We start from the raw sequence: 26,653 nt of genomic DNA, 5'->3' as shown, positions 1-26,653 counted from the left end.
TAGATGGCCCTGGAGTACCGACAGACGACCGACCCGTGTGGGATCGAGGTGCTGGACCCGCTGGCACAGGTCAGTGTGCAGTTCGAGACGTCCGGGAACCAGTTCTCACCAGGCCCGACGGACGTCCCGTTCTGGGACCTCGTCGACGAGACCATCGAACTGGAGACGGACCACGTCGAGTTCTCTAGCCAGTTTGTTCTGCATGTGTTCAACGAGGAGATGGAACAACTGCGACAGCGGTTCGGGAAGGAACAGTTCACATTACCTTTCGGTACCTATGTGATCAATTTCCCGAGCCCTGTGAAGATGTACTTGATGGTGACCGGTCAACCAGATATCCGAGGTGGAGTCGGTTATACACGGGTCGAATTTCAGGACCGTCGACAGGTCGTAATCGGGTTCCGGTCGAACCACTCCGAGCCGATGGCGACGATTCAGACACCGGACCGACCCGAGGACATGGCCACGGCTATAAGCGCACTCGGGGGGTCGTTCTCTACAACCTCACCGGACCGATCCTGGGCCGGACTCCGTGATTACCCACCGAAGCTCGAGCTCGGACCAACACTCTCGATTCCGGACGAAATAGAAACAAGAGAGACCGATATCGACGTCATCGTTCCCCCGCGATACGGGGCATTGTTCACCGCGGCGCCACTAACGTACTACCTCTCGGGGAGGCTTCGATCTGGACCGGAACCAGCCATAGTTGCCGGTGATGAGCACGTCGACATCGGGGTCGAACGATCACTCGAAGACGACCTCGTCAGGTTGCAGCGACAGATGTTCTTCCTCGATTGTGTCGTCCGGTCCATCGGTGTTTACCAGCACGACCCCATACTCGACGAAGCGACGATTTCGGAACTGCCCTTCGACCTGGATTGGGCCTATGACGCCACGCCTGCCGAGCGGTTACAAGCGTATCTCCAAGTAGAATTCACGGATATAGAAGCCGACATGCCGAGGATTCCGATGGTCGCTCACCTACCCCCACGACCAGAGTCTGTGACCGTTCTCCCTCACGTGCTACACCGGCTCGGAGCTGTTCGCCCTGCTAGAGGGCGCCCCACCAAGCCTGTCTCATCGACGATATCTGCCTTCACGCGGGATTTCGAATCCCCATTCAGCAGTGGAACTGTAAACGATATCCAGGACCAGTCATACGTCGAACTGTCAGCTCCGGATGATGCAGTGACGCAGGCCTGGTTCGGCCCGGGCATTCCGACGAATGCGAGTAAAGCGACGCAAGCGAGTCTCGAACACGGTCTAGATATCGATAACGAGAAAGATTCGATCAAGGTGGCGATGGTGTGTACCGACGAATCGATGCTGCCAGCGCGCGATGCACTCGACGATCTCTACGACAAAGACAGAGGCATCAACCGGGAAATCGTTCGTCTCTTCGACCCGGACCGGGCGAAACTGAGGTCGGTACTGGCTGACGACCAATACGACTTACTCCATTTCATCGGACATGCGAATCGGGCAGGACTCCACTGTCGAGATGGAGTACTGGACGTCGGTGACCTCGCCCGTGTCGGACCGGACCTGTTCGTCCTGAACGCCTGTGAGACGTACCACCAGGCGAGATCTCTGGTCGAACAAGGCGCTGTCGCCGGTGTCACGACGCACTCGCGTGTCGCCAACCGAGATGCGAACATCATCGGCCGGAACATCTCCCGGTTGCTCAGTGAGGGGTTCTCCATGAGTGCAGCCGTCGAGCAGGCGACGATGCATCTCGACTCGAGATCTCAGTATCTCGTGGTCGGTGACGGTCTTTCAAGGTTCTCTATCCGTGGAGATGTGACACCAACTGTGGTGACCGTCAATTTACGAGACGAAGATTCGGCGGTACTTTCGGTGAAGACGTACCTCTGGGAACCACACAAGGTCGGAACGGTGACGATGAACTGTGTCTACGCGGAAGACGAGACAGAGACAGAGTGGATGGACACGATATTCGATCCGGGAGAGACCTCTACATATACAATCGACCGTGTTCGCCTACCGAAGGCCGTCATGGAGTTCGGCGACTCGGAGACGGGACCCCCGCTCTGGGTGGCCGGTGAGCTCCACTGGCCAGAGTCAGAATCAGACGTCGAGCGCCTGCTCAAGGAGTAGGGTGACTCTTCGGTGAACCAGGAGGTGTCAGTCCAGTTCGTTCCACGACCGCTGCGTGTCGTAGTCGACGATTTCGATGATGTCGTCGACGGCTTCGAGCGGTTCGTCGAAGGCACGGCGCAGTATCTCGGCGGCGACGTAGGCGTCGGCGGAGGCGACCGGTTCGTGGAAGCGGACGGCGATACCGCAGTCGCCGTCGACCTCGACCGTCATCTGCTGGTCGGCGGCGACGGCGTGGACCATCCGGCGGACGTCGCCTTCGACGTCCTGGGCGTAGTGGACGCCCTTGATGTAGTCGTAGCGGCCTTCCGGGCCGTCGTAGAGGCGCACGCGGGTGTGGTCGGAGACCATCGGTCGGGCGAGGTGGGAGTCGAGGAACCGGGTGAGGCGGGCCCGGTCTTCGTCTGCGACCACGACGTCGCCCTCGGTGTTCCGCTCGACGTAATCCCACACGACTGCTGGCGGCACGTCCAGTTCTGTCGCACGCTCGAGTACCCATTCCGTCTGGTCCTCCCGAACACCACCGGGAGGGATGCCGAAGCTCATACGGCACAAAGCACACCCCACATGGTAAAAGATGTTGGCTTGAGAACCAATATTTTCAAAGTATTGTAGTTAATAGGCCGATATATTCAACACCTGTTCGATACTCTCGTCTCGCTTGGCCAAAGAGTCGTCTTCAAAATATACTTGTCCTCATAGTTCGACGTGTCCACCGATGGGCACCCCACGGTCGTTCGAACCACCGTTGACGCGGGCGCTCGCCTATCCTGCCAGGGTCGCGATCCTGGGAGTCGTCGTCGAGCGCCCGGACGAGCGCCTCGGAGCGAGCGAGATCGCCTCCGAGGCGAACCTCTCGCCGAGTACCTTCCACGACCACCGGGAGGAACTCATCGACCTGGGGCTGCTGGAGAAACACGACGGGGAGGGGTACCCGTCGTATTCGCTCGCCGACACCGACCAGACGGCACAGCTGGCAGAACTGAACGCGACGCTGAGCCGGGTATACGCCGAACGAGAGGATTACGCGGCGTCGGTCGAGGAGTTCGTCGAGTGAGCAAGAAGCGTTTTGATAGTGCGGCTGGTAGGAACCTCCGAATGGACGCCGACCGAATCGTCTTCGAGCGAGAACTGTCGGGTGCACAGTTCCGGGACAGTAGCGTCGAGACGGATTTCTCGTCGATCCTCGCCGACTACAAGAAGCACGGGTGTGCGATGCTGGTCACCGGTGCCGTGAGCGCAGCGACCGTCGCACGAGCGTTCCGACTGCTCGGTGGGGCGGCGGACGCGGACCGGAAACGGGTGGTCGTCACGCCGGGGTCCGAGCGGGACCCCGTCCCGTACCTCCCGGAGGGTGTGTCGCCGACCGACCCGGACGTCCGGGTCCATCGGGGTGACGAGTACCGCAGCCTGTCCGGTATCCGGGGGGCGGTCCTCGAATCGGTCGTCCGGTACGACAGTCGCGAGGACGGGCTGGAGCCCGGCCAGTTGCGGCTCCTCGCACCGGGTGCGGAGTCGTTGCTCGCCGGGAGCGACGCCGAGAGTCGAGAACACTTCCTGCGCGGGCTGGGAACCGTCGTCCGGGGGTGTCGCGGCATGGGTTACGTCCACCTCGGGACGGACGAGGTGTCGGACGACGTGGTCAACCTCTTCGACGGCTGGATCGAACTCAGAGAGACGGGGAACCGGGCACAGCAGCGCTGGCACGTCCCACCGGGCGAACGGACGACGAACTGGATGACGCTCTGAGCCCGGTGGTCACTGTTCCTCGGCCAGCCGTTCGACCCGTTCCAGCGAGTCCGCAGTGCCGGGTTCCTTGTCGTCCCTGACCGTCACGAACCGGGGGAAGCGGAGCGCGTAGCCGGAGGAGTACGTCGGCGACGCCTGTATCTCCTCGTATCCGACCTCGAAGACGACCGCCGGGGAGAGCGTGACAGTCTGGCCGACCTGCGACTGGACGTGTGGTTCGAGCAGGTCGGTCAGCTCCGCGAGCTCCTCGTCGGTGATGCCGGTGGCGACCTTGCCGATGGTCTCGAACGCGCCGGCGTCGGCGTCGCGGACCGATAGCTCGAAGGTGCCGAGCAGTTCCGCGCGCCGCCCCTCGCCCCACTCAGCGCCCGTGACGACACAGTCGAGGGTCTCGACGTCGGGTTTGCGCTTCAGCCACTGCTGGCCGCGTTTCCCGGGGCTGTACGTCGAGTCGGGGTCCTTCAGCATGATACCCTCGTGACCCGCTTCGAGTGCCGCCTCCTCGACCGACGCGACGGTCTCGGCGTCGGCGGTCAGCGTCAGGTCGGCGACGTTCGCATCGAGGACCGTCCCGAGGCGGTCGTGCCGGTCACGCAGGGGCGCGTCGAGGAGGTCCTCGCCGTCGGCGTGCAGGCAGTCGAACGCCCGGAGTTCGACGGTCACGTCCTCGCGGGCCTTCGCCACGTCGTGCTTCCGGCGGAAGCGCCGGAGCACCTGCTGGAAGGGGAGCGGGTCGCCCGAGTCGTCGATGGCGACGACCTCCCCGTCGAGGATGGCGGGCGCGTCGCAGGCGGACTCGACGAACTCCACGACCTCGGGGAGCGCGTCGGTCACGTCCTCCATGTTCCGGGAGAAGACCGAGACGGTCTCGCCGTCCCAGTGGACCTGGACGCGGGCACCGTCGAACTTCGTCTCGACCGCGGCTTCCGCCCAGGAGTCGAGCACGTCGGCGGCGGTCCCGGCCTGTGCGAGCATCGCCTGGACCGGGCGCCCGACCGTCAGGGTGTGCTCGGCGAGGCCGTCCTCGCCCTCCTCGCGGGCGGTTTCGGCCACCAAACCGTAGTCGTTCGTCACCTGGACGGCACGCTCGACGGCCGAAACCGGCACATCGAACGCCTCCGCGATGGCGTCGCGGACGGCCCCCTCACCCACGCCGATGCGCATCTCCGAGAGGACGAGTCGGGCGAGGTAGCGTGCCTCGTCGGGACTCGACCGGTTGAACAGCCCGAACAGCAGGTCGAGCTTCGTGTCCTGGCTGCCGTCGCCCTCGGTGGCGGCGAGGCGCTCGAAGTCGTCGTACAGCGAGGCGACCGTCAGGTCCTCGCCGCCGCCGGCGCCGAACGCGGCGAGTCCCTGCTGGCCGCCGAGGTCGTAGCTCGCGGCGACCGCGCCGATCTCGCCCACGTCTGCCAGTCGCGCCTCCACGTCGTCGGCGGTCACGTTCTGGCCCGCGGCGCGGGCGATTGCGGCGTACACCGTGTTCGGCCCGACGTCGAGTTTCCGCTCGTCCCACGCCGGGAAGACCCGGCCCTGGACGAACCGGGCCACGATGGGGAGGTCGTCCCCGGCGTCGCGGAACAGGTCGCAGACGAGCGAGACGGTCTCCAGGTCGGCCGGCTCTGCCTCGATGTCGGCCGCGCGGTCGGCGAAGGCGGCGAACTCCATTGCCGGACACTCCGCCCGACGCCGGTATAAGCGACCCGAATCTCGCGATGCACGCTGGGTAGCGAGTTCGCCATCTGTCCCCGAGGGTTCATACGCGAAGCCGAACCCAGACCCGGCGTGCTCTGACGAGTCACCGCCGACGGGAGTGCGGGTGTGCGACACCACCCGTCGGCGCGTCGCTGCGGTGTCGCCTGTCAGCAATCGCTGCCTCGAACGCGCGGCCAACCCTGAGTACCCGCGGGTTTGAAGACGGCCCCGGCCTGATTCGGAGGTATGCCGGAGGACGACCTCGCCGCAGCAGTCGAGGAGGTGCTCGCCGTCGACCCCGAGGCGTTCCAGACGCAGGTCGAGGAGGACGCGGAGGTCATCAAGGAGGAACTGGCGGCAGGGACGTTCGACAACCCCCAGGCCATCTTGGGGTTCGAGTACGAGTTCTACGCGGTCGCCGAGTCCGACGAGGACACCCAGGGCGAATCGGACGAGTTCGCCCTGACCCGCGTCCCGCGTCGACTCCTCGAGTTCATCGGGTTCGAGAAGGAACTCGGCCTGCACAACGCCGAGATGTCGACCAGCCCCCAGCCGTTCAACCGTCACGGTCTGCTCGCCCAGGAGCACGAGGTGCTCGCGCGGCTCCAGACCGCGCTCGATTGCACCCGGTCTGAGGGGATGCGACTGGTGAGCGACGGGATGTGGACCATCCCGCCGGAGGGAGAGACCGCCCGCGAGTACCTCACCGACAGCGTCGAGGACCGGGGCATCCGCATCGCCACCAACATGAGCGACAGCGCCCGGTACCACGCGATGGCGAACACCGACCGGGCGACCGCCGCCGGGATGCGCCTCGACGCCCCACACGTCGACCTCCAGGCGGACACCGTCTTCCCGGAGAGCCTCATCACCTCGATCCAGCCCCACTACCAGGTGCCCCACGCGGCCGACCTGCCGACGTACTTCAACTACGCCGTGCGCATCGCCGGGCCCCTCCTCGCGCTGGGGACGAACGCGCCGTTCTTCCCGCCGGACCTCTACAACGACGACGCCACCCCCGAAGAGATACTCGAGGACGCGTGGATGGAGCACCGCATCAGCGTGTTCGAGACGGTGCTCAACGCCGCCGAGGACACGGTCGGGAAGGTCCGGTTCCCCCGCGACCTCGACGACGTCGAGCAGGCCGTCGACCGCATCGCCCAGGACGACACGTTCGTGCCGATGCCGGTCGAGGAGTCGGACCGCTTCGACGACGCCTTCGCGCACTTCCGGACGAAACACGGCACGTACTGGCGGTGGGTCCGGCCGGTGTTCGGCGGCCCGACGCGCTCGTCGGCGAACGCCCGCATCGAGTTCCGGCCCATCCCGGCCCAGCCGACGGTGACCGACTCGGTCGCCTTCCAGGCCGTCTACGCCGGCCTGATGGACAGCCTGCCGCGGCTCGAACACCCGGTGCTGGACCTCGACTGGGAGCTCGCCCACGACAACTTCTACCAGGCCATGCGCGACGGGCTGGACGCCGAGTTCACCTGGATCACGAACGACGGGAAGGAGACCAAGGACACGACCGATATCTTCGCGGACATCTTCGACCACGCCGAGGCGGGCCTGAAGAACCGCGGCCTGGACGACGACGAGGCCGCACACTACCTCTACCCGCTCCGGACGCGGGTCCGGCAGGGGACCACCCCGGCGAGCTGGAAGCACGAGCGCGTCGCCGAGGCCGTCGCGGACGGGACCGACTTCGCCGACGCGGTCCACGCGACCCAGCGCGAGTACGTCTCGAACCAGCGACAGACCCTGCTGGACGGTACCTTCGCCGACTGGCTCCGGCAAGGCCGGAACTGATTATAGCCCCCACGCTGAAACGGGGGCACATGGTGACGTTCCTCTCCGGTGGCACCGGGACACCCAAACTCTTGGACGGTGCCGCTGCCGCCTTCTCGCCGGACGAGACGACAGTTATCGCCAACACCGGGGACGACATCGAACTCGGCGGGCTGTTCGTCTGCCCCGACATCGACACGTTGCTCTTCCAGGGTGGTGGTATCCTCGACCGCGAGACGTGGTGGGGCATCCGCGGGGACACCACCCGGACCCACGACGCCCTCTCCGACATCGCGAACGCGGTCGGGCTGCCGGCGGGCCCGAAGTTCCTGCCGCCGGAGCGACAGACCGCGGGGCGGGACCTCGCGCGCTGGCGGCGCTTCTCGGGGGTCGCGGAGTTCATGGAGATCGGTGACCGCGACCGCGCGGTCCACATCACCCGGACGAGCCTGCTCGACGAGGGCCACACCCTGTCGGAGGTGACGGAGAAACTCGCCTCGGGTTTCGGCCTGAGCATCGACATCCTGCCGATGACCGACGACCCGGTCGCGAGCCTCATCCACACCGACGAGGGGTTGATGCACTTCCAGGAGTACTGGGTCGCCCACCGGGCGGAACCCGACGTCGAGAACGTCGAGTTCCGGGGCTCCTCGAAGGCCGAGCCCGCGCCGGGCGTGCTCGACGCACTGGAGGACACGGTCGTCATCGGCCCGTCGAACCCCGTGACGAGCATCGGGCCGATGCTCTCGATTCCGGAGTTCGGGCAGGCGCTCAGCGAGACGACCGTCGTCGTGGTCTCGCCGTTCCTGGGCGACGAGGCGTTCTCCGGGCCGGCGGCGAAGTTGATGAACGCAGTGGGCGGGGAGCCGAGCACGAGCGGCCTGCGCGTCGCGTATCCGTTCGCCGACGCGTTCGTCGTCGACGAGTCCGACGACGTGGACTTCGACGCGCCGACCGTCCGGACGGACATCCGCATCGACGACCGCCAGGACGCCGGGCGGGTGTGCAAGGCCGTCGCCCGGGCCATCGACGCCGCCGAATGACCGCGGTCGAGTTCTCGCCCCGCGTCGCACTCGCCAGCCTGAGTGGCGAGGCCGACGCCGAGTGGGCACGCGCCGCCAGCGAGTACGCCGGACTGGCGTTCCTCGGCGGTATCGCGCTGGACGACCGGTCCCGCGAGGCGGCCCGCGAGCTGGTCGCCCGCGACCGGAACGAGTTCCTCCCGGAGGACCCGGTCGCGTTCGTCGACGAGCAACTCACAGCCCTCGCCGACGCACCGATCCGCGCCGGGTTCAACGTCCGGAGCGCGACGGTCGACCCGGTGGGGGAGGCGGCCCGCGTGTGCGCCGCCCACGACGCGATTCTGGAGGTCAACGCCCACTGCCGGCAGGACGAACTCTGTGCGGTCGGCTGTGGCGAGTCGCTGCTCCGGGACACCGACCGGCTCTGCGAGTACGTCGCGACGGCGGCCGAGGTGGGCGCGACGGTCAGCGTGAAGGTCCGCGCCGAGGTGCCCGGCGTCGACCTCCCGGCGACCGCGTCCCGGCTGGATTCGGCCGGGGCGTCGATGCTCCACGTCGACGCGATGGACTCCGAACCCGTCGTCCGCGACGTGGTCGACGCCTGTGACTGCGTGGTCGTCGCGAACAACGGTGTCAGGGACCGCGAGACGGTCCACGAGTACCTCGGCTACGGCGCCGACGCCGTCAGCGTCGGCCGGCCGAGCGACGACCCGCGGGTCATGGCACGGGTCTGCGAGGCGACCGAGGCGTGGTTCGCGGCGGGGGACTGACCAGCCGCGGATTCGCCGGTGGCGCTTCTTTCTTGAACGCGGGCGACGAACCGCGGGTATGCGAACACCAGCACAGAACGCGGAACTCGCCCTCCTGCTGGAGGTCGCGGGGACGCCGAAGCCGGGGAACGTCGACCGCCACCGTGACTTCGACGACCTCCGGTTCGAGCACTTCCTCGCGGGGGCGGTGGGCGCGAGCGAGGGCCTGCGAGCCGCCGAGGGTGGTGGCGGGGTCGGCGACGCGTTCGAGACCGCGGTCGCCGGGATGGCCGACCAGCGCGGCGGCAACACCCAGTTCGGCGCGCTGCTGTTGCTCGTCCCGCTGGTCCGGGCGGCCGGCGAGGATGCTCTGACACCCGCCGGTGTCGAGTCGGTCGTCGCGGACACGACGGTCGCCGACGCCGCCGGCTTCTACCGGGCGTTCGACCACGTCGACGTGTTCGTCGACGACCCGCCCGCGGACGCCGACGACCTCGACGCTCGCCGGGGGAGCGACGCGATTCCGGCGGTCGAGGAGCGCGGGCTGACCCTGTCCGACCTGATGGAGCTGAGCGCCCCCGAGGACGACAACGCCGTGGAGTGGACGACCGGCTTCCCCCGGACGTTCGCGGTCGCGGAGTCGGTCGCCGCCGGGACCGGGCCGGTCCCCGACCGCATCGCCGACGCCTTCCTCGCGCAACTCGCCGAACACCCCGACTCGCTGGTGGCGAAACAGCACGGGCGCGAGGTGGCCGACGAAGTCGCTTCGCGGGCTGCGGCCCTCCTCGACGACGAGGCACCGGCGGAGGCGGTCGACGCCTTCGGGGACGACCTCGTCGAGCGCGGCGTGAACCCCGGCACCACCGCCGACATCGTCGCGGCCGGGACGTTCGTGGCGCTGGAGCGCGACGAGGTGGTCGTATGAGTGGCGACGACGGCGTCGGGACTGCGGACTGGCCGGCCGACCTCCACGGCGTCACCGAGTCCGTGGTCGCGACGAAGGGGCCGAACGGTCGCTGGAACCTCGCGGCGCTGGGCCTGCACGCCGGCGACCCGGTGACCGCCCGGACGTGGGGCCGGACCCGGACCCGCATCAACTTCGACCGCCGGGGCGAGGCCGTCGTCCAGTTCACCCGCGACCCGGTTCACTTCACCGAGGCGGCCCTGAACGTCTTCGAGCGCGACGAGCCCGTGCTCGACAGCGCCGACGCCTGGGCCCGGGTCGACGTGGAGCACGTCACGACCGGCGACGACGGCACCACCGACTGGGCGGAGTGGCGGCTGTATCCCACCGAATCGGTGGTCGAGCGCGAGTCCGTGGTGCCGGTCAATCGCGCCGTCGGAGCGGTCATCGAGGCGACCGTCGCGGCCTCCCGGCTGGACGTGCCGAGTTACGACACCACGACGCTCCGCCAGCGGCTCTCGTACTTCGAGGCCGTGGTCGACCGCTGCGGCGGCGAGCGCGAGCGCGAGGCGATGGACCGAATCGCCGTACTCACGGACTGGAAGACGCAGAACGAATCCTTTTAGGGGCCGACCGAGGAATCAACCGGTATGGCAATCAAACCCGACTACGTCAAGAAGACGGGCACAATCCTGCTCGAACGGTACCCGAAGGCGTTCACCACGGACTTCGAGACGAACAAGAAGAGCGTCTCGAAGCTCACCAACATCGAGTCCAAGGGCGTCCGAAACCGCATCGCCGGCTACGTCACGCGCAAGAAGAGCTCCGGCGAACAGGAGTAACGCGGTTCTCACTGAGTTCTGCAGTCTCTCCTCGTGTCGAGTGACGACTCAGGCGTCGCTGTCTCCCGGCGAGTAGCGGTGTGCCCACTGTTCGTCGGCGTGTGCCCCGAGACAGAGGACCCGGCCGCTCGCGGTGTCGCCGGCGTCCTGGCCGACCGCGACGATGCCGCCGCCGGGTGCCGCCGCGATGTCGGCCGTCTCCAGTCGCCCGGTGAGGTCGGTTCGCCAGTACTGCCGGCCGTCGCCGTCACCGGTCTGGAGGACGGTTTCGTGGTCGCCGCCCTCACCGACGAGTGCCCAGCCCCGCCCGTTCCGGGCCGCGAGCGCGTCGACCGAGACGAAGCGCGTGTCGCTCTGCCAGCGCGTCTCGCCTGCCGCCGTCAGTCCCCGGACGCCGGAGACCGTGGACCCACCCGCCCCGGCCACGTAGCCGTCCCGCGTCGAGACGACGCTGCCGACGGTGCCGGGGTCGTGTGTCCGACCGGTGACGGCCGAGGCGAGGTCGAGCGGGTCCGGCGGGTCGCCACCATTCCAGGACCGCCAGCTGTCCTCCAGTGGGCCCTCCCCACGGGCGAAGGTCCCGGTCCACTGCTGGACGACGCCGTCGTCGTCGCTGCCGGTGAGGATTCGCTCGTCTCCCTCGACGGCGACCCCGTTCAGGTGTATCGTCGAACTGGTCGCGAGTGCGACCGGGTCGTCCACGAGGTCCGTCCTGAACCCCCAGAGGACGCTCTCGTACCCGTCGGTGGCGCCCTCGACCGGCCGTCGCCCGACGGCGAAGCCCCGCCGACCGTCGATGGCCAGCGCACCCTCCAGGTCGGCCGCCGGCGGGAACCGGACCGAGGCCGCGAGTCGACCCTCCTCGTAGCCCCTGAGTTCGGCAGGCCGGCGGGTCGTCTCGTCGCGCGACGCCGGGGCGAACACCTCCTCGAGAGTGATGAGGCTCTCCTGCCCGCGGCGGATGGCGGCCTGGACGTGCGGTTGCTCGTCCCGGATTCGACTGACGACCTGCCAGACCGGGTCGCCGCCCTCGTCCAGACTCAGGACGATGCGGTGGGTCCGGTTCCCGTCCGTGTCGAACTCGTGTCCGACGACGAGGAGCCGGTCCCCGTCCCGGACGACGGCCTCGAACCGGCTGCGGGTCGAACCGAACAGCGGGCCGTCCTGCAGGGCGAGTGCGCCGCCGCCGAGGACGGCTCCGCCGAGCACTGTGGTCCCGATGACGTCCCGGCGGAGCCACCGCTTCCTGCTGGCGGCGTCGCTGGCATCGCCGCCCGAGGGCGGCGAGCCGTCACCCCGGCGGTCGGTCGACGTATCGGGTGACTGTGAGGAGGGCATACTGGGTGCGAATCGTCCGTGGGCCTTGAACATGTCTGTTCGCTGTCCAACACGTCCGGGCGGGTGGAAGGACGAGAGGGCGGGATGGGACGACCGGCCCGCCGCCGGGTCGCCAGCCTGCCCCGACCCGAACCCCTTTCATCCGGACGCTCTTCGCCTCGGCCATGAACGAGCGACGACTCGGCTCGACTGGCGCACAGGTCACGGAGGTCGGCCTCGGCTGCTGGCAGATCGGTGGCGCCTGGGGCGACGTCTCCGAGGAGGACGGGAAGGCGGCGGTCCACGCGGCACTCGACGAGGGAATCAGGTTCCTCGACACGGCCGACGTGTACGGCGACGGCCGGAGCGAACGACTCATCCGGGAGGTCCTCGACGAGCGCGACGAGGAGCCCTTCGTGGCGACGAAGGCGGGCCGCCGGCTCGACCCGCACGAGACAGAGCGGTACAACCACGAGAACCTCGAACGCTTCGTGGACCGGAGCCGGGAGAACCTCGACGTGGACACCCTCGACCTCGTACAGTTGCACTGCCCGCCGACCGACGCGTACTACCAGCCCGAGACGTTCGACGCGATGGACGCCCTGAAAGACGCGGGCAAGCTCGCCCACTACGGCGTCTCGGTCGAGCGCGTCGAGGAGGCGATGAAGGCCATCGAGTACCCCGGCGTCGAGACGGTCCAGATAATCTTCAACCCGTTCCGCCAGCGCCCCGCCGAGCGGTTCTTCGAGGCGGCCCAGGCCGAGGACGTGGGCGTCATCGTCCGGGTCCCGCTGGCCTCGGGCCTGCTCACCGGGAAACTCGACGCCGACGCCGAGTTCCCCGAGAACGACCACCGGAACTTCAACCGCGAGGGCGAGGCGTTCGACATCGGCGAGACGTTCGCCGGCGTCCCGCTGGCCGAGGGCGTCGAGGCCGCCGAGGCGCTCCGGCCGGCGGTCCCGGAGAACGCGACGATGGCGCAGTTCGTGCTGCGCTGGATCCTCTCGTTCGACGCCGTCTCGACCGTCATCCCGGGCTCCACCTCCCCGGACCACATCGCGGACAACGTCGCGGCGGCCAGCCTCCCGGCGCCATCGCCGGAGGACCACCGGCTGGTCGAGGCGGTGTACGACGAGCGCGTTCGCCAGTACGTCCACCATCGCTGGTGAGGCGGTCGGAGACTCGCTTGCGGTCGCCGAGCGCGAACACCGTCGCCGGGAACGGGCTGGGCGACCAGGCCTGAGAAGAAGGGCGTTACTCGTCTGCCGGCCGGGACTCGGTCTCCGGTGCGTCCTCCGTGCCGGCTGGTTCCTCGGCAGTCGTCACGTCGGTCGCTTCGGCGGCGTCCTCGTCGTCCGCATCCCCGACCGCGTCCGTCTCCTCCTCCAGTTCCTCGACGATCTCCTCGCGTCGTTCCATCACCGCCGACGAGACGGCGTTCGAGGCCGCCGCGGTGGCGACCGGGTTGCCCTTGACGCGGGCGCTCCGGGCCACGGCCTCGGCGGCTTCGCGCGACGTCGCGGACCGTGCGGCGCGGCGGACCTGGGCGAGCGAGACGAGGGGTACGTCGGGGGCGGCGATGCCGACCGTGGCGTAGGAGGCGCCCGAGAGGAGGAGTTCGCGGCGGTGCATCGGGAACGAGCCGTCGCGCTCGTCGTCTGCGTCGGTCGGTTCGGTCGGAGTCGAAGGTGTCTCGTCCATGCGAATCACGTCGACGCGGGACCGGCGCGGGGGAGGCTGGGCCGGCCCGTTGGCTGGCCTGACATTCTGCGGGAGCGGGTAAACCAGTTGCGGCTGGCCGGTTCGGGCCGCGGGCTGCGGTCGGGCCGCGGTGACGACCGCAGCAAACGCTGACCCCACCCGAAGCGTTTTGCTGTGGCAGGGGTTTTCCGTCAATAATGACTGTACGTGTTGGCGTCCTCGGCGCGACCGGTGCCGTCGGACAGCGACTCATCCAGCTCCTCGAACCACACGACGACTTCGAAATCGCCGCACTCACGGCCAGTGACTCCAGCGCGGGGAAGACCTACCGCGAGGCCGCGAAGTGGCGCGTCGACTCGCCCATCCCGGAGAGCGTCGCAGAGCAGACCGTCACCGCGACCGACCCCGACGAGGTCCCCGACGACGTCGACCTGCTGTTCTCCTCGCTCCCGTCCTCGGTCGGCGAGGCCGTCGAACCCGCCTTCTGTGAGGCGGGCTACGTCGTCTCCTCGAACTCCTCGAACGCCCGGATGGCAGCGGACGTACCCCTCGTCATCCCCGAAGTGAACGCGGACCACCTCGACATGCTGGAGGTCCAGCGCGAGGAGCGCGGTTGGGACGGCGCGCTCGTGAAGAACCCCAACTGCTCGACCATCACCTTCGTCCCGACGCTCGCCGCGCTCGCCGACGCCGGCTACGAGCTCGAGACCGTCCACGTCTCGACCCTGCAGGCCGTCTCCGGCGCGGGCTACGACGGCGTCACCTCGATGGAGATCATCGACAACGCCATCCCGTACATCGGCGGCGAGGAGGACAAGCTCGAGACCGAGTCCCGCAAGCTCCTGGGGTCGTTCGACGGCGCGAGCATCGAACAGGAGGACTTCGAGGTCGCGGCCTCCTGTAACCGCATTCCGACGCTCGACGGCCACCTCGAGAACGTCTTCGTCGGCGCCGCCGAGGAGCTCACCCCCGAGGACGCCGCCGCGGCGATGCGCGAGTACCCGAGCCTCGACCTGCCCTCCTCGCCGGAGCCGCTCATCCACGTCTTCGACGAGCCGGACCGCCCGCAGCCCCGCCTCGACCGCACCCTCGGCGGCGGCATGGCCGTGGCTGCCGGCGGCTTCAAGCAGACCGGGCTCGGTCTCCAGTACAACTGCCTCTCGCACAACACCATCCGCGGCGCCGCGGGTGCGAGCGTCCTGAACGGCGAACTGCTGCTCTCGGAAGGCTACCTGTAGGGCAGCCCTCGATTCTCGCTACGCCTTCTCGTCGGTCGCCTTCAGCACGACCGGGTTGACCGGCGCACCCGAGCCACCGGGCACGTTCAACGGCGCGCCGGTGAACAGGAACTCGTAGATTCCGTCGGCGGCACAGGCCGCTCCGAGTGCCGACAGGTCCAGTATCTCCAGCAGCGTGATGCCGAGGTTCCGCAGGAGCGCGCCGTGCAGGGGTGCGAAGTACAGCTCCCCGTCGACGACCTGGGCGGCGCGCTCGATGGCGACGTTGTCCGCCCCGACGACGGGCGTCTCCAGCTCGTGGAACCAGCGCACCAGCTCCTCGCTGTAGACCAGTCCCGGTTCGGTCAGTGGGTCGTACTCGGCGTCCGGGTCACGGGCGCGCTCGACCGAGCCCGTGCGGACCAGGACGATGTCGTGTTCCTGCACCTCGACGCCCTGTGCCTCTGCGGTCGCGCGCAACTCGTCGAGGCCGATACCGAAGTCGGGCGCGAGCCGGCCGTCCTCGTCGCCGAACTGCCGGCCCACGTCGAGGAGGACGCCCCGGCCCGCGACGCCGGCACCCGCGGCCGCGGTCACGTCGGCCTGTCCGAGCCCGTAGGTCGTCGTGGTGTCGTAGGTCTCGAGGTCGCCGTCGAAATCCGCGTCCCTGAGGCCGGTGACGGGGTCGTCGTAGGTGGTCGGGGTCGCCGTGCTCGCCTGCGGATAGCCGTTGTAGAGGTGCTCGCCGTACCAGGCGTGGCCCAGGGCGTCCATGTGGGTCGTCCCCTGCAGGAACAGCCGGGTCGCGAACGCGTCGTCGGCGTACTTCAGGCCGCCCGGAAGCGGGATGGGACTGCCCTCGACGCCGTCGAACCGGGCGTCGAGCGTGTTGTCCTTCCGGGCCGGGAAGCGACCGACGAACAGGGGGTCCTGTGCCGCCTCGCCCGTCACGGAGAGTTGCAGCGTGAACCGCTCGATGCGCTTCCGTCCGCCGCTGACCGCGGCCTGCATCCCGTCGAAGGCCTCGGCGCTGCCGAGGAAGTTGAGCGCGCCGCGTTCGTCGTCCTCGCCCCAGCGCCCCCAGTTCGTGGGGAGGCCGTCGAGGAGGGCGGAGAGGTCGCCGGGCGTCGGGCCGCCCTCGGCCGCCGTCGGTGTCGCCGCGGCGGCCATCGCGAACACCGCGCCACAGCCGCGGAGGAACCCGCGTCGGTCGATGCCGGTGCCACAGTCACAGTCGTCGTTGTCGAAGGTCATGGGTGTCGCCGCGACGGGCACTCCGGCCGGCGCGACGACGGTGATAACCAGCGGAACCCGAATAAATCACCTACCGTATATGTCAGGGGCTGTCATACCGCTCGTGGACCCGCATCTCGATGGGCGAGGTCGGCCGCGTCGTGATGCTCGCGGCGAGGTCCAGCGACGGGTCCGAGACGAGTTCGAGGTGGTACGTCTGCAGGATGCTGGCGAGCACCAGCCGCGCTTCCATCATGGCGAACCGGTCGCCGATGCACCGCCGGGGCCCGCCACCGAACGGGAAGTAGGCGTATCTGGGCAGTTCGGCCTCGAAGTCGTCGGTCCAGCGGTCGGGCCGGAACGCCATCGGGTCGTCGTAGTGTGCCGGGTCGCGGTGGACCGTCCACTGGGGCATCGAGACGGGCGAGCCGGCCGGAATCCGGTACCCGTCGAACACCACGTCCTCGGTCGGTTCCCGGATGATGGCGTGGACCGGCGGGTAGAGCCGCATCGACTCCTTCACGACGCGTTCGAGGTAGGGCAGGTCCCCGAGGTCGGCCACGGTCGGGGTCGCGCCATCGAGATTCTCGTCGAGTTCCGTCACCAGTCGGTCCTCGATGTCTGGGTGCTGGGCGAGCACGAACAGGGTGAACGACAGCGAGAGCGCGGTCGTCTCGTGGCCGGCGAGGAACAGCGTCATCACCTCGTCGCGGAGCTGCTCGTCGCTCATCGTCCGGCCGTCCTCGTCCTCGGCCGCGAGGAGCGCGGAGATGACGTCGTCGCCGGGGTCGGCGCGGCGCTCCTCGATGATGTCCTCGACGACCGCCTCGAGCACCTGCATCGCCTCGTCGAACCGTCGCTTCCCCGGGGTCGGCACCCAGTTCGGGACCATCGACGAGGAGAGCGACTCCGCGTAGCCCATCACCACGTCCAGCGCCTCGGCGACGACCTCGGTCCGGTCGCTCACGTCCACGCCGAACAGCGACCGCGCGACGATCTCGCCGGTCAGGGCCAGCATGTCCTCGTGGACGTTGCGGACCTCGCCGGGGGTCCAGGTCGCCAGTTCGTCCTCGGTCTCCTCGACCATGATGTCGGCGTAGTGCGTGAGGGCGTCGGGGGCGAAGGCGGGCTGGATGCGGTGGCGCTGTTTGCGCCACTGCTCGCCCTCGCTGGTGAGCAGGCCCTGGCCGACCACCGGCGAGAGCAACGTCTGGAAGATATCGCCCTTGATGAACTTCTCGTTCTCGTGGACGAGGACGCGCTCGATATGCTCGGGGCCGGTCAGGAGGTAGAACGTCTCGGTGAGCACGTCGAAACTCGCCACCGGGCCGTAGGTCCGGGCGACCTTCGTCCGGAAGCCGAAGGGGTCGCGCTGGAAGTCGAGGGTACTGCCGAGGACGGGGAGGCCGCGGGGACCCGGCGGCCGCCAGTCCGTCGTCTGCTGGGGCATGTGTCGCCCCTTGGACCCCTCCGGCTATGAAACGCACGACGGCGGGCCTACACCTGCACCTGGTTCTCCAGGCCCTCGTACTCGCCCGTCTCGGTGACGTGGCGGACGTTCGAGGCCACGATGTCGGCGAGTCGCTCGTAGTAGTGCGGGGTGTGCCCGGCGTTGTGCGGGGTGATCTGGACGTTGCCGAGGTTCCAGAGGTCGTGGTCGGAGGGCAGCGGCTCGGGGTCGGTCACGTCCAGTGACGCGCCGCGGATCCACCGGCTCCGGAGCGCGTTGAGCAGCGCGTCGGTCTCGACGACCGGCCCGCGGGCGACGTTGACGACGACCGCCTCCGGCGGAAGCGTGACGAGTTCGGAGGTGCCGACGAGGCCCTCGGTCAGGTCGGTCAGGGGACACGCGAGGACGAGGTAGTCGGTGCGGGCGAGGGCGTCGTGGAGGGCGTCCTCGTCGAAGCCGATGACCTCGTCGGTCGGGCCGCCCTTGTCCGGCGAGTAGCGGACGCCGACTGTCTCGACGCCGAAGCCCTCCAGGCGCTTCGCGGTCGCCTGCCCGAGCGCACCCAGGCCGACGATGGTGACGGTCGAGCCCTCCAGCTCGTGGGTCTCGTAGCTCCGCCACTCGCGCTCGCGCTGACGCCGGAAGCCCTCGTGGAACCGCCGCGAGAACGTCAGGATGGCCCCGAGGACGTGCTCACCGATGTTCGGGCCGTGGACGCCCGAGGCGTTCGTGAGGGTGACGCCCTGCTCGGCCAGACGGTCCCGGGGGAGGTGCCCGGTCCCGGCGTAGGCGCAGGCGAACAGTTCGAGGTTCTCCGCGTGATCCAGCAACTCGTCGGTGAGCCACATGCCGGTGACGATCTCGGCGTCCTCGATACCCTCGCGCTCTTCTTTCGGGGTGCGGGCGAGGGTGACGTCGTGGTCCGGCAGGCGGTCGCGCAGGGCCTCGGCGTACTGCTCGATGGGGATTCCGTGTGCGCCTTTTCGAAGCACCAGCACGGCTGGGGCGTCGCTCATGGCTGGCCGAAGGAGGGCCGCGGGCTAACGGGTTACGGGATGGGGCGGGGCTTGCCGGAACTCGCAGCGGCCGGGCAGGGTGTGACAGACCTGTTGGCTGCCAAATCGTTTATGACGGACTGCGACTTTGGCATGGGTATGTTTCGCACCGCCAGGCGAGCCATCACGGTCGTGAACCGACGGCCGGCGGTGCTGCTGGGTGGGTTCGGGCTGGCGGTGGCACAGGGCATCGCCCTCCTCGTGGGCTGGACCGTCGCCACCGCGCTGGGCCTCTCGCTCGCGCCGGCGGTCGTGAGTGCGACCCTGGGCGAGAGCCTGGGTGCACTGGCTGCGGGTATCGTCGCCGGTTCGGCGGTCTGGGGCCTGCTCGCGCCGGCGGCCCTCGCCGCCATCTACCACCTCGGCCGCGAGACCCTCGTCTACGGGACACGCGGGGACGACCTCCCCGCGGAGGCCCGTCACGCCGTAAACGCAGTACGGGCGTACTACACCGAACTGCTCGCGGCCGCCGGCTGGCACCTCCTCGTCCGCCTCGTCGCGACCCTCCTCGCCTCGTTCGTCGTCTTCGGCCTCCTGCTCGTCGCGCTCACCCCCCTCCAGTTCCTCGGGTACCACACCCCGCTCGCGCTCCCCTGGGTCGACCCGGTGGACTACGGCATCCTCGCCCTGCTGGTCGTCGCCGGCGCACACGTCACCGGCGGCCTCCCGGTTCGCTTCTTCGACACCGTCTCGCTGTTCGCCGCCGAGCGCCCGAGCCGCGCCTGGGCGACGAGCCTGCGCTTCGCGCTTGTCCGCCCCGAGAAACTGCTCCGGTACGCCGTCGGCGTCTTCCCGCCTACGGCCGCCTTCGCCGTCGTCTTCTGGCTCACCGTCGAGGCGCTTCCCGGGCCGCTCGCGCTCCCCCTGGCCGGGTTCGTCTTCGTCGTCCTGGGCGGGTTCGTCGCGGCCTACACCCGGGCGTTCCACCTCTCGTTCTTCGAGTACACCGTCTCGCCGACGGTCTGCCGGCTGGCGCCCGCCGAGGCCGCGCCGGTCCGGTCGGTGACGGCCGAGGAACTGCCCGTGCTGACGGACAAACCGCGGACGCTCGCGAAGGTGCTCGTGTTCGTGTTGCTCGTGACGAGCGCGGGGGCGGTCCGGGTGGCCGACGTCGGTGGGACGGGTGACCCCGGCGTCGAGACGCCGACCGACCTGGACCGACTGGACGGCGATGGAGGTGCCAGTATCGAGCCCGCCGGCACGGACGCGAACGCGAAACCCGGTGCCATGCCGGAGACGGAGAAGAGCGGGGGCGGGACGGTGACCGACTGGCTCTGGGACGTCGCGCTCTACTGACGCCGACCCACGCTCAGTTCCCCTCGAACTCGGCCTCCTCGTCGCCGAAGAACGCCGCGTAGCCGCGCTCGTAGTCGCCGGAGTTGGCCAGCCGCGAGATGGCGTCCTTCTCGGCCGAGAGCTGTGCCGAGAGGGTCCGTTCGTCGGACTTGTCCAGCAGGCGCTTGACCGTCCCGAAGGCCTTCGTCGGGCCACCGGCGAGGTCGGTCGCGACCGCGTCCACCCGGTCCGGCCAGTCCTCGTCCGCGACGACCTCGGTCGCGAGCCCGTCCTCGACGGCCTGTTCGGCCGGGATGGGTTCGTCGAGCAGGGCGATCTCGCGGGCCTTCCGGTAGCCGACGAGGCGCGGCAGGAACCACGTCGAGCCGCCGTCGCCCGACAGGCCGATGCGGGGGTAGGTGAACTCGAAGCGCGAGTCCTCGTGGGCGAGCACCACGTCGCCCGCGAGCGCGAGGCCGAGGCCGCCACCCGCGGCGACCCCGTTGACGGCCGTGATGGTCGGCTTGGGCGCGGTCGCCAGCGTCTCGACCGCGCCGTGGAGCCGTCCCGCGAGGGTGTCGAGGCGCTTCGAGTCGGTGCTGTCGCCCTCGAACGTCGTGAGGTCGGCCCCGGTACAGAACGCCGGGCCGGCGCCCGTGAGGGTGAGACACCGGACGTCGTCGTCACCGGCGAGGTCGTCGGCCGCATCGCGGAGGTCCGCGGCGGTCTCCGGCGCCAGCGAGTTGTACTTCTCCGGGCGGTCGATGACGATGCGGCCGACGCCGTCGGTTCGCTCGACGGTCACGTGGTCGTAGTCGCTCATGTCCCGGCCTGCGCAGGGAGGCGACAAAAAGCCGCCGAGGCGGTTCGGGGGCTTTATTTGGGACTGCCGAGAGGGAACGAGGTATGAAGCGCGTTGACGTGGCCATCGTCGGCGGCGGGCCGGCCGGCACATGTGCCGCCATGGAAGCGGCCTATCACGGTGCGGACGCCCTCGTCCTGGAGAAGGGGGTGCCCCGCGCCGACCGAGAGGGCCTCGGCCCCGACTCGACGGACGCGGCCGGGATGCTCGACTACTGGGTCGACATCATGGACTTCGACCCCGACGAGTTCCCCGACGGCATCGTCCTGCAGGAGCTCGACGCGGTCGACTTCGTCGGCCCGACCGAGACGACGACCCTCCACAGCACCGGCATCGACTCCTCCTACGACGAGTTCGGCTACACCTTCCAGCGGGCCCGGATGGACGACTGGCTCCGCGAGCAGGCCGAGGAGGAGGGCGCGACCTACGAGGTCGGCGTCTCCGTCAGGAGCGTCGACTCGGACCTCGACGCCGAGTACCGCCACACCGTCCACCTCGCCGACGGCGAGGACGTCGAGGCGCGCTACCTCGTGCTCGCCGACGGCCCCCAGCGCACCGTCACCATCCCGACGCTGGACCAGTTCATGCCCGCGGGCAAGAGCGTCTCCGACGTGTTGAGCCCGCCGACGGCGAACCACATCGCCTACCAGGAGCACCGCGAGGTGCCCGAGGAACTGTTCGAGGAGGACCGCCTGAAGTTCTGGTGGGGCTGGATGCCCGGCGAGACCGCCTACCCGTGGATCTTCCCGAACGACGGCAACGTCGCCCGCATCGGCCTGACGATGCCCATCGGGATGACGCTCGACGACGTGGAGAACCCCGAGGCGTACCGCCTGCTCGACCCCGACGACGAGTCGCTCCCCCGCGCCGGCGAGTACATCCGCCGGCTGCTGGAGATCGAGTACGGCGACGAGTACGACATCGAGGAGGACTTCCCCCTCGTCGAGGACCGCGGGAAATCGGGCGGTACCGAGACCTACCCCATCTCCTCGACGAAGCCCATCGAGTCCCCGACCGCGGCCGGCATCGCGGTCGCCGGCGGCGCCATGGGCACCACCTCGGCGTTCCACGAGGGCGGCTACCACGTCGCCTGCCGGACCGGCAAGATCGCCGGCCGGCTCGCCGCCGTCGACTCGCTCGACCGGTACAACGACGTCTGGCGGAAGGCCGTCGGCGACGAACTGGTCCGGAACGTCACCTTCGCCGACATCGTCGCCGAGTACGGCCCCGACGACTGGGACGAGACGTTCCAGATGACGAACAAACTGCTCAGCGACGGCAGCGACGGCTCGCTCATCAAGAGCCGCCTCTCCGGTGGCATCTCCGGGCTGAAACTCCTCGCGACGTACAAGCGCACCAAGCGCTCGCTCCGCAAGAACGGCTACGTCCAGCTCACCGAGGACGACTACGCGGTCTGACCCGGCGCCCTTTCCGGCAGCCGGCGTCGCCTGACGACGTGTTTTTGTGCTGGCAGTCGAAGACAGGGCCATGACGCGACCCGACGCCGAGACGGACCCGTTCCTCTCCTACCTCGGCACCTACCGGCTCCCGGACCGCTTCGACCGCTCGGGGCGGTCGGCCGCGGTCGTCGGCGGTGCGATGGCCGGCCTCGCCGCCGCCCACGCCCTGCGGACGCTCGAGTACGACGTGACGCTCTACGAACGCCAGTCCTACGACGAGAAACGGGTGAACTGCGGCGAGGCGATGACGAACGTCTCGATGCTCCCGATGGCGAAGACCCGGACGAACGGCTTCGCGAACCACACGCCCGCCTTCGACGTGGAGGTCTACACCGGCGACACCGGTGCCCGCCAGCTCGCGGGCAAGGGCCGGTTCCCGTCGGAACACGGCTACGTCACGGACCGGAACCTCGTCGAGCGGACGTGGGCGAGACAGCTCGACGACCGGGGTGTCGACGTGGTCGAGAACCACGGCGTCTCGAAGGCCGAGTTCGAGTCCCTGCAGGCCGAACACGACATCGTCGTCGACGCGACCGGCCAGCCCTCGATGGCGAGCAAGGTCGAGGGCACGACCGGGGAGTACGCCGGCGCGATGACCGCCCTCAACGCCGACGTGGAGGGCGACTTCTCGGACCTCTACCCCGACTCGCTCATCATCTTCGAGAACTATCTGGGGTATTCGTGGGCGTTCCCGAAGTCGAAGACGAGAGCCAACGTCGGCATCGGTTGGGCACAGGACAAGAAGCCCGACGACTACATGGCCGCCTTCGAGCGCGCCTGCGAGCGCAACGACTGGCCCGTCCCCACCCGCGAGGAGGCCAACGTCTACACCATCCCGCGCGGCCCCTCGCTCGACCCCCGGCGCACCTACCTGCCCGAGAAGCGCGTCGTCCGGGTGGGCGACGCTGCCGGCATCGCGAACCGTTTCACCGGCAAGGGCATCTCGCAGGCCGTCGAATCCTCGTACCTGATGGCGAAACTCGCCGCCGAGGACAAGCTCGTCGACTACCCGCAGCACCTCTACCGGCGCCTGCGCAACGAGTACCGCCTCGCCTACATCGTCCGGGGTGCCCTGGAGGACGGCCGCCCGGACCTCCTCGGTGGCGTGATGGACGCCGTCTCGGGCATCGACGTGGAGGAGGTCGACCGCAACCCGAAGAAGGCGTTCCTCCGACTGGCGCGTCGCCCGAAACTGCTCGCGGGCCTGCTCCAGAACGAGACGATGCGGACCCGGCTCTACCGCGCCTACACCGACGACTGGGAGTACAAGCACATCCCGGGCGCGACGTGACCGGGGCGAGTCTTCCCGGCCCGCACCGAGTCGCAAGACCTTACCCCGGTCGCCGGCTACTCACGCCTGCGTGCCACAAGTCCCCGCTCCAAGCGAACCCATCTCGGCAGCGATGACGAAGCGGAGAACCCAGGTACGCGACATCGTAACTGCTGGTCGCGGCAAGCGACCCGCCCGGCACGAGGGTTTCCCGGTTGACGCGGCACGCCGCCAGGGATGATACCGGTCGTTAGTGTTCCGGGCGACAACTCCGAGTTCACCAGCGGTAGCTCCGCTGTGGACGTGTTCTCGCATCGCTGGTGCCTTCCGTGTACGACTCGTCTCGCGCGACCGAATCCTTATCGGGGACGTCCTACTATCTCAGACCACCATGGCCAGTTCGACGCGAGATGGGTCGCCACACGACGACGAGATCCGTCTGTGGCGCGAGGATAGCTGGTGGGTCGCCGAAGACGTCGAGTCAGGTGTCACCACACAGGGGGAGTCCCGCGAGGCCGCACTGGCGAACCTCGACGAGGCAGTTGCACTCCACAACGACGAGGTCGGCAGAGAACCGACCGACGAAGAACTCCGTGAGATGGGTATCGACCCTGCGGACAACGCGACTGGTGAACAGGAGCCGCCGGACGTTCTCGAATAGTCGATGGGGAGGAGAACGGTTCTCCGGCCGGGAAGTCGTGAAAGTGCTGGTCAACGTCGGCGGATTCGAGTGGCGTCGAACGACTGGTGACCACGCCCGATTGTACTACGAACATCCCACGAACGAAGACGACAGGCGGCGAGTCACGGTTCCACTACACGACGAACTCCGAACAGGGACGCTTCGTGGTATCGCCGACAGTGCTGGTGCGAGAGACTTCGAGGAGTTCTGTGAGTGGCTCGACCGTAATTCGTAGCCCTTGGCTGTGAATGCGGAGAACTCGATCTCTGTCTGAATCTACTAGTCGTTTGTCGATTGGTAGTGTTCCGGGCGACAGTCACTTCCTCACAGAGACACCTCTCGAACACCAGCAGTGTCGGCACGCACCGTGAACCACCGTCGACATACTTGTGTCTCGGTCCCGGAGTGGACGTATGCAACCATCCCACGTCCTCGTCCCGCTGGACGGGTCGCCACTCGCAGACGACGCGCTGGCACACGCACTCGCCGTCTTCGACTGTCCGGTGACGGTCTTGAACGTGGTGACGCCGCTCGATAGCGGCATGAGCGAGGGAGGTGTCATCGAGGTGGACTCGTCACGGGAGACGACCGCGCAGGAACGGGCCGAGTCCCTCATCGCGGACGCGAAACGCCGGGTCGAGGCGGCGGGCCAGACCGTAGACACCGCGGTCGAGACCGGCGACCCGGCGGAGACCATCCTCGCGTACGTCAGCGACCACGATGTCGACCACGTCGTGATGGGCGGCCACGGCGGGGAACGCAACGCACTCACCCGTCGTCTCCTCGGGACCGTCGCGTCGACCGTCGTCGGCGAATCCCCCGTCCCGGTGACGGTCATCAAGTGATCACACGCCGAGCACCGTGGCGAAGGCCCGGTAGAGCCCGAAGCCTATCACTATCGACGTCCCGAGCGTGAAGAACCAGAACCCGACGGTGAGACCGATCTTCCGGCGGGAGACGCCGGCGGAGCCACCGGCGAGCCCGCCACCGATCACGCCGGAGATGATGATGTTGTTGAACGAGATGGGGATGCCGAGCGCGATGGCGACCTGTGCGATGACGAACCCGGGCACCAGCGCGGCGATGGAGCGTCGGATGCCGAGCTGTGCGTACTCGCGGGACGTGGCCTGCAGCAGTCGTGGCGCGCCCATCCACGCCCCGGTGAGGATGCCAGTCGACCCGAGCGCCAGCAGCCCGATGACCGGCAGTCCCAGTTCGCCGCGGTAGAGGTTCTCCAGCGGCCCGGTCGCCAGTCCCACCTGGCTGCCGCCGCTGGAGAACGCGACGACGCTCCCGAGCACGATGAGGAAGGTCTTGACCCCCCTGTCGACGGAGGTCTGGGTTCGTCGGCGGATGAGGTGGAAGCTCACGGCGGCGAAGGCCAGCGTCACGACGACGGTGGCCACCTCGACGCCCCCGACGGTCAGGACCGGGACGACGCCCGAGACGAACCCGGCCACCGACTCCTGTGACGCACCCGTCGGAGACGGGATGATGCTCAGCTGGATGTTCGCGACGATGCCGCCGACGACGCCCGCGAGCAGGGGAATCGCCACCGTCTCCGGGATGTCGTCACGACGCAACATCTTGGCCGTGAGGTACGCGAGCCCACCGGAGACGGGCGGCACGAGCGCCCAGAACAGCGCGATGCGCCGGTACGTGTCGAACGCGGGTGCCCCACCGAGCGACAGCCCGACGCCGACCATCGCCCCCGTGGTCGCGAACGCGGCCGGCACCGGGTAGCCGGTGTAGACACCGAACGCCATGAAGGCGGTGGCGGTCAGGAGGCCGGTGGTCGCCGCCAGCGACGTGAACGCGATGCCGTCGATGAGCCCCGACCCGACGGTCTCCGAGATGCTCCCGCCCTGCGTGAGCGCACCCAGTGCGGCGAGGATACCGATGAGGAAGGCGGCGCGCATCGTCGAGACGGCGTTCGCGCCGATGGCCGGGGCGAACGGCGGCGAGTTGCTGTTCGCACCGAGCGCCCACGCCGTGGCGAAACTGGTGACGGTCGCGAGCGCGACGAGGACCCAGAACACGAGCCCCGTCATCGTCGGTGTGAGCGACCGCGGTCGGGTTCGGGACCGACAATCGGGGTACCGGTCCGTGCGGGGAGCCCCGTCTGGAGGTCGGCGCGGCCGCCGGCGGGACGAACCGACTGCTGGCCAGTCTGTACGCTCTCGTTTCCGACGAGTCTGGACCTGTCCGACCTCGGGTGATGCATCGTACGGGCTTCTCCCCGTCGGGGCAAAAGCGTTCGCGCT

General features: G+C 68.6%; 25 protein-coding genes and 1 pseudogene. 17 read left to right on the top strand and 9 right to left on the bottom strand.

The features are described from left to right. Positions 1 to 3: 3 nt before the first annotated feature. Entirely contained in the window at positions 4 to 2,121 is a 2,118-nt protein-coding gene (locus NOV86_RS04455) for a hypothetical protein (protein ID WP_267640050.1), read from the top strand. A gap of 27 nt (positions 2,122 to 2,148) precedes the next feature. Here the strand turns inward: NOV86_RS04455 and NOV86_RS04450 are convergent, their stop codons facing one another. Further along, complete coding sequence (locus NOV86_RS04450; RefSeq protein WP_267640049.1) at positions 2,149 to 2,667, bottom strand: hypothetical protein; 519 nt, start codon at positions 2,665 to 2,667, stop codon at positions 2,149 to 2,151. 172 nt (positions 2,668 to 2,839) lie between these two features. On the opposite strand from NOV86_RS04450, the gene NOV86_RS04445 reads away from it, so the two are divergent. After that, a complete protein-coding gene (locus NOV86_RS04445) occupies positions 2,840 to 3,178 on the top strand; it encodes a winged helix-turn-helix domain-containing protein (protein ID WP_267640048.1) in 339 nt (112 codons plus the stop codon). Positions 3,179 to 3,219: 41 nt separating this feature from the next. Further along, a complete protein-coding gene (locus NOV86_RS04440) occupies positions 3,220 to 3,870 on the top strand; it encodes a DUF7504 family protein (RefSeq protein ID WP_267640047.1) in 651 nt (216 codons plus the stop codon). Between the two features lie 9 nt (positions 3,871 to 3,879). Here NOV86_RS04440 and ligA read toward each other — a convergent pair whose 3' ends face one another. After that, complete coding sequence (gene ligA, locus NOV86_RS04435) at positions 3,880 to 5,535, bottom strand: ATP-dependent DNA ligase LigA (RefSeq protein ID WP_267640046.1); 1,656 nt, start codon at positions 5,533 to 5,535, stop codon at positions 3,880 to 3,882. Between the two features lie 273 nt (positions 5,536 to 5,808). Here ligA and NOV86_RS04430 point away from each other — a divergent pair, with 273 nt between their 5' ends. The 6 genes from NOV86_RS04430 to NOV86_RS04405 are packed head-to-tail and all read left to right on the top strand — an operon-like array spanning position 5,809 to position 10,867. Beyond that, the gene (locus NOV86_RS04430) at positions 5,809 to 7,371 is read left to right on the top strand and encodes a glutamate-cysteine ligase family protein (protein ID WP_267640045.1); all 1,563 of its coding nucleotides are present in this window, start codon (positions 5,809 to 5,811) and stop codon (positions 7,369 to 7,371) included. A 29-nt stretch (positions 7,372 to 7,400) separates the two neighbouring features. Continuing rightward, positions 7,401 to 8,393: a 2-phospho-L-lactate transferase gene (cofD, locus tag NOV86_RS04425; RefSeq protein ID WP_267640044.1), complete on the top strand. Its 993-nt coding sequence runs from the start codon at positions 7,401 to 7,403 to the stop codon at positions 8,391 to 8,393. Continuing rightward, positions 8,390 to 9,142 carry a tRNA-dihydrouridine synthase gene (locus NOV86_RS04420; protein ID WP_267640043.1) on the top strand — a complete coding sequence of 251 codons (753 nt, stop codon included), beginning with the start codon at positions 8,390 to 8,392 and terminating at the stop codon, positions 9,140 to 9,142. Before cofD ends, NOV86_RS04420 begins: the two co-directional genes overlap by 4 nt. Positions 9,143 to 9,200: 58 nt before the next feature. Then, positions 9,201 to 10,046 (top strand): triphosphoribosyl-dephospho-CoA synthase, encoded by an 846-nt coding sequence (locus tag NOV86_RS04415; protein ID WP_267640042.1) that lies wholly within the window; start codon positions 9,201 to 9,203, stop codon positions 10,044 to 10,046. After that, positions 10,043 to 10,651 (top strand): DUF447 domain-containing protein, encoded by a 609-nt coding sequence (locus NOV86_RS04410; protein WP_267640041.1) that lies wholly within the window; start codon positions 10,043 to 10,045, stop codon positions 10,649 to 10,651. Before NOV86_RS04415 ends, NOV86_RS04410 begins: the two co-directional genes overlap by 4 nt. A 24-nt stretch (positions 10,652 to 10,675) precedes the next feature. Beyond that, on the top strand, positions 10,676 to 10,867 hold the full coding sequence (locus NOV86_RS04405; RefSeq protein ID WP_267640040.1) for a 30S ribosomal protein S17e: 192 nt from the start codon (positions 10,676 to 10,678) through the stop codon (positions 10,865 to 10,867). Between the two features lie 48 nt (positions 10,868 to 10,915). On the opposite strand, the gene NOV86_RS04400 is transcribed toward NOV86_RS04405, so the two are convergent. Beyond that, the gene (locus tag NOV86_RS04400; RefSeq protein ID WP_267640039.1) at positions 10,916 to 12,205 is read right to left on the bottom strand and encodes a hypothetical protein; all 1,290 of its coding nucleotides are present in this window, start codon (positions 12,203 to 12,205) and stop codon (positions 10,916 to 10,918) included. A 164-nt stretch (positions 12,206 to 12,369) separates the two neighbouring features. Here NOV86_RS04400 and NOV86_RS04395 point away from each other — a divergent pair, with 164 nt between their 5' ends. After that, a complete protein-coding gene (locus tag NOV86_RS04395) occupies positions 12,370 to 13,353 on the top strand; it encodes an aldo/keto reductase (protein ID WP_267640038.1) in 984 nt (327 codons plus the stop codon). Between the two features lie 85 nt (positions 13,354 to 13,438). Here NOV86_RS04395 and NOV86_RS04390 read toward each other — a convergent pair whose 3' ends face one another. After that, positions 13,439 to 13,885, bottom strand: a complete 447-nt coding sequence (locus tag NOV86_RS04390; RefSeq protein WP_267640037.1) for a hypothetical protein — start codon at positions 13,883 to 13,885, stop codon at positions 13,439 to 13,441. A gap of 197 nt (positions 13,886 to 14,082) precedes the next feature. Here NOV86_RS04390 and asd point away from each other — a divergent pair, with 197 nt between their 5' ends. Further along, positions 14,083 to 15,123: an aspartate-semialdehyde dehydrogenase gene (asd, locus tag NOV86_RS04385; RefSeq protein WP_267640036.1), complete on the top strand. Its 1,041-nt coding sequence runs from the start codon at positions 14,083 to 14,085 to the stop codon at positions 15,121 to 15,123. An 18-nt stretch (positions 15,124 to 15,141) separates the two neighbouring features. Here the strand turns inward: asd and NOV86_RS04380 are convergent, their stop codons facing one another. The 3 genes from NOV86_RS04380 to NOV86_RS04370 form a co-directional block, all read right to left on the bottom strand. Then, a complete protein-coding gene (locus NOV86_RS04380) occupies positions 15,142 to 16,356 on the bottom strand; it encodes a cyclase family protein (RefSeq protein WP_267640035.1) in 1,215 nt (404 codons plus the stop codon). An 82-nt stretch (positions 16,357 to 16,438) separates the two neighbouring features. Further along, positions 16,439 to 17,785, bottom strand: a complete 1,347-nt coding sequence (locus NOV86_RS04375) for a cytochrome P450 (protein WP_267640034.1) — start codon at positions 17,783 to 17,785, stop codon at positions 16,439 to 16,441. 47 nt (positions 17,786 to 17,832) lie between these two features. Next, positions 17,833 to 18,801, bottom strand: a complete 969-nt coding sequence (locus tag NOV86_RS04370; protein ID WP_267640033.1) for a D-2-hydroxyacid dehydrogenase — start codon at positions 18,799 to 18,801, stop codon at positions 17,833 to 17,835. Between the two features lie 138 nt (positions 18,802 to 18,939). Here NOV86_RS04370 and NOV86_RS04365 point away from each other — a divergent pair, with 138 nt between their 5' ends. Then, the gene (locus tag NOV86_RS04365) at positions 18,940 to 20,136 is read left to right on the top strand and encodes a hypothetical protein (protein WP_267640032.1); all 1,197 of its coding nucleotides are present in this window, start codon (positions 18,940 to 18,942) and stop codon (positions 20,134 to 20,136) included. Between the two features lie 13 nt (positions 20,137 to 20,149). On the opposite strand, the gene NOV86_RS04360 is transcribed toward NOV86_RS04365, so the two are convergent. Beyond that, positions 20,150 to 20,938 (bottom strand): enoyl-CoA hydratase/isomerase family protein, encoded by a 789-nt coding sequence (locus tag NOV86_RS04360; protein ID WP_267640031.1) that lies wholly within the window; start codon positions 20,936 to 20,938, stop codon positions 20,150 to 20,152. Between the two features lie 83 nt (positions 20,939 to 21,021). Between NOV86_RS04360 and NOV86_RS04355 the strand changes: the two genes are divergently transcribed. The 5 genes and pseudogenes from NOV86_RS04355 (at position 21,022) to NOV86_RS04335 (ending at position 25,234) form a co-directional block, all read left to right on the top strand. Beyond that, entirely contained in the window at positions 21,022 to 22,395 is a 1,374-nt protein-coding gene (locus NOV86_RS04355; protein WP_267640030.1) for an NAD(P)/FAD-dependent oxidoreductase, read from the top strand. Between the two features lie 70 nt (positions 22,396 to 22,465). Beyond that, entirely contained in the window at positions 22,466 to 23,728 is a 1,263-nt protein-coding gene (locus NOV86_RS04350) for an NAD(P)/FAD-dependent oxidoreductase (RefSeq protein ID WP_267640029.1), read from the top strand. 370 nt (positions 23,729 to 24,098) lie between these two features. After that, positions 24,099 to 24,368 (top strand): type II toxin-antitoxin system HicB family antitoxin, encoded by a 270-nt coding sequence (locus NOV86_RS04345; protein ID WP_267640028.1) that lies wholly within the window; start codon positions 24,099 to 24,101, stop codon positions 24,366 to 24,368. 3 nt (positions 24,369 to 24,371) lie between these two features. Beyond that, positions 24,372 to 24,624: pseudogene (locus NOV86_RS04340) on the top strand (type II toxin-antitoxin system HicA family toxin). A gap of 178 nt (positions 24,625 to 24,802) precedes the next feature. Continuing rightward, the gene (locus NOV86_RS04335) at positions 24,803 to 25,234 is read left to right on the top strand and encodes a universal stress protein (RefSeq protein ID WP_267640026.1); all 432 of its coding nucleotides are present in this window, start codon (positions 24,803 to 24,805) and stop codon (positions 25,232 to 25,234) included. Here the strand turns inward: NOV86_RS04335 and NOV86_RS04330 are convergent, their stop codons facing one another. Beyond that, a complete protein-coding gene (locus NOV86_RS04330) occupies positions 25,235 to 26,440 on the bottom strand; it encodes an inorganic phosphate transporter (RefSeq protein WP_267640025.1) in 1,206 nt (401 codons plus the stop codon). Positions 26,441 to 26,653 lie beyond the last annotated feature (213 nt).

Origin of the sequence: Haloarchaeobius amylolyticus, from assembly GCF_026616195.1 — an archaeon.
GTDB classification, from domain to species: Archaea; Halobacteriota; Halobacteria; order Halobacteriales; family Natrialbaceae; genus Haloarchaeobius; species Haloarchaeobius amylolyticus.
Note: the sequence above shows the minus strand (reverse complement) of the source record. Positions and strands in the feature narration are given on the sequence as shown.

Coding starts and splice junctions, on each gene's coding strand:
- NOV86_RS04455 (WP_267640050.1), top strand. CDS start 4: ATGGCCCTGGAGTACCGACAGACGACCGACCCGTGTGGGATCGAGGTG.
- NOV86_RS04450 (WP_267640049.1), bottom strand. CDS start 2,667: ATGAGCTTCGGCATCCCTCCCGGTGGTGTTCGGGAGGACCAGACGGAA.
- NOV86_RS04445 (WP_267640048.1), top strand. CDS start 2,840: ATGGGCACCCCACGGTCGTTCGAACCACCGTTGACGCGGGCGCTCGCC.
- NOV86_RS04440 (WP_267640047.1), top strand. CDS start 3,220: ATGGACGCCGACCGAATCGTCTTCGAGCGAGAACTGTCGGGTGCACAG.
- ligA (WP_267640046.1), bottom strand. CDS start 5,535: ATGGAGTTCGCCGCCTTCGCCGACCGCGCGGCCGACATCGAGGCAGAG.
- NOV86_RS04430 (WP_267640045.1), top strand. CDS start 5,809: ATGCCGGAGGACGACCTCGCCGCAGCAGTCGAGGAGGTGCTCGCCGTC.
- cofD (WP_267640044.1), top strand. CDS start 7,401: ATGGTGACGTTCCTCTCCGGTGGCACCGGGACACCCAAACTCTTGGAC.
- NOV86_RS04420 (WP_267640043.1), top strand. CDS start 8,390: ATGACCGCGGTCGAGTTCTCGCCCCGCGTCGCACTCGCCAGCCTGAGT.
- NOV86_RS04415 (WP_267640042.1), top strand. CDS start 9,201: ATGCGAACACCAGCACAGAACGCGGAACTCGCCCTCCTGCTGGAGGTC.
- NOV86_RS04410 (WP_267640041.1), top strand. CDS start 10,043: ATGAGTGGCGACGACGGCGTCGGGACTGCGGACTGGCCGGCCGACCTC.
- NOV86_RS04405 (WP_267640040.1), top strand. CDS start 10,676: ATGGCAATCAAACCCGACTACGTCAAGAAGACGGGCACAATCCTGCTC.
- NOV86_RS04400 (WP_267640039.1), bottom strand. CDS start 12,205: ATGCCCTCCTCACAGTCACCCGATACGTCGACCGACCGCCGGGGTGAC.
- NOV86_RS04395 (WP_267640038.1), top strand. CDS start 12,370: ATGAACGAGCGACGACTCGGCTCGACTGGCGCACAGGTCACGGAGGTC.
- NOV86_RS04390 (WP_267640037.1), bottom strand. CDS start 13,885: ATGGACGAGACACCTTCGACTCCGACCGAACCGACCGACGCAGACGAC.
- asd (WP_267640036.1), top strand. CDS start 14,083: ATGACTGTACGTGTTGGCGTCCTCGGCGCGACCGGTGCCGTCGGACAG.
- NOV86_RS04380 (WP_267640035.1), bottom strand. CDS start 16,356: ATGACCTTCGACAACGACGACTGTGACTGTGGCACCGGCATCGACCGA.
- NOV86_RS04375 (WP_267640034.1), bottom strand. CDS start 17,785: ATGCCCCAGCAGACGACGGACTGGCGGCCGCCGGGTCCCCGCGGCCTC.
- NOV86_RS04370 (WP_267640033.1), bottom strand. CDS start 18,801: ATGAGCGACGCCCCAGCCGTGCTGGTGCTTCGAAAAGGCGCACACGGA.
- NOV86_RS04365 (WP_267640032.1), top strand. CDS start 18,940: ATGTTTCGCACCGCCAGGCGAGCCATCACGGTCGTGAACCGACGGCCG.
- NOV86_RS04360 (WP_267640031.1), bottom strand. CDS start 20,938: ATGAGCGACTACGACCACGTGACCGTCGAGCGAACCGACGGCGTCGGC.
- NOV86_RS04355 (WP_267640030.1), top strand. CDS start 21,022: ATGAAGCGCGTTGACGTGGCCATCGTCGGCGGCGGGCCGGCCGGCACA.
- NOV86_RS04350 (WP_267640029.1), top strand. CDS start 22,466: ATGACGCGACCCGACGCCGAGACGGACCCGTTCCTCTCCTACCTCGGC.
- NOV86_RS04345 (WP_267640028.1), top strand. CDS start 24,099: ATGGCCAGTTCGACGCGAGATGGGTCGCCACACGACGACGAGATCCGT.
- NOV86_RS04335 (WP_267640026.1), top strand. CDS start 24,803: ATGCAACCATCCCACGTCCTCGTCCCGCTGGACGGGTCGCCACTCGCA.
- NOV86_RS04330 (WP_267640025.1), bottom strand. CDS start 26,440: ATGACGGGGCTCGTGTTCTGGGTCCTCGTCGCGCTCGCGACCGTCACC.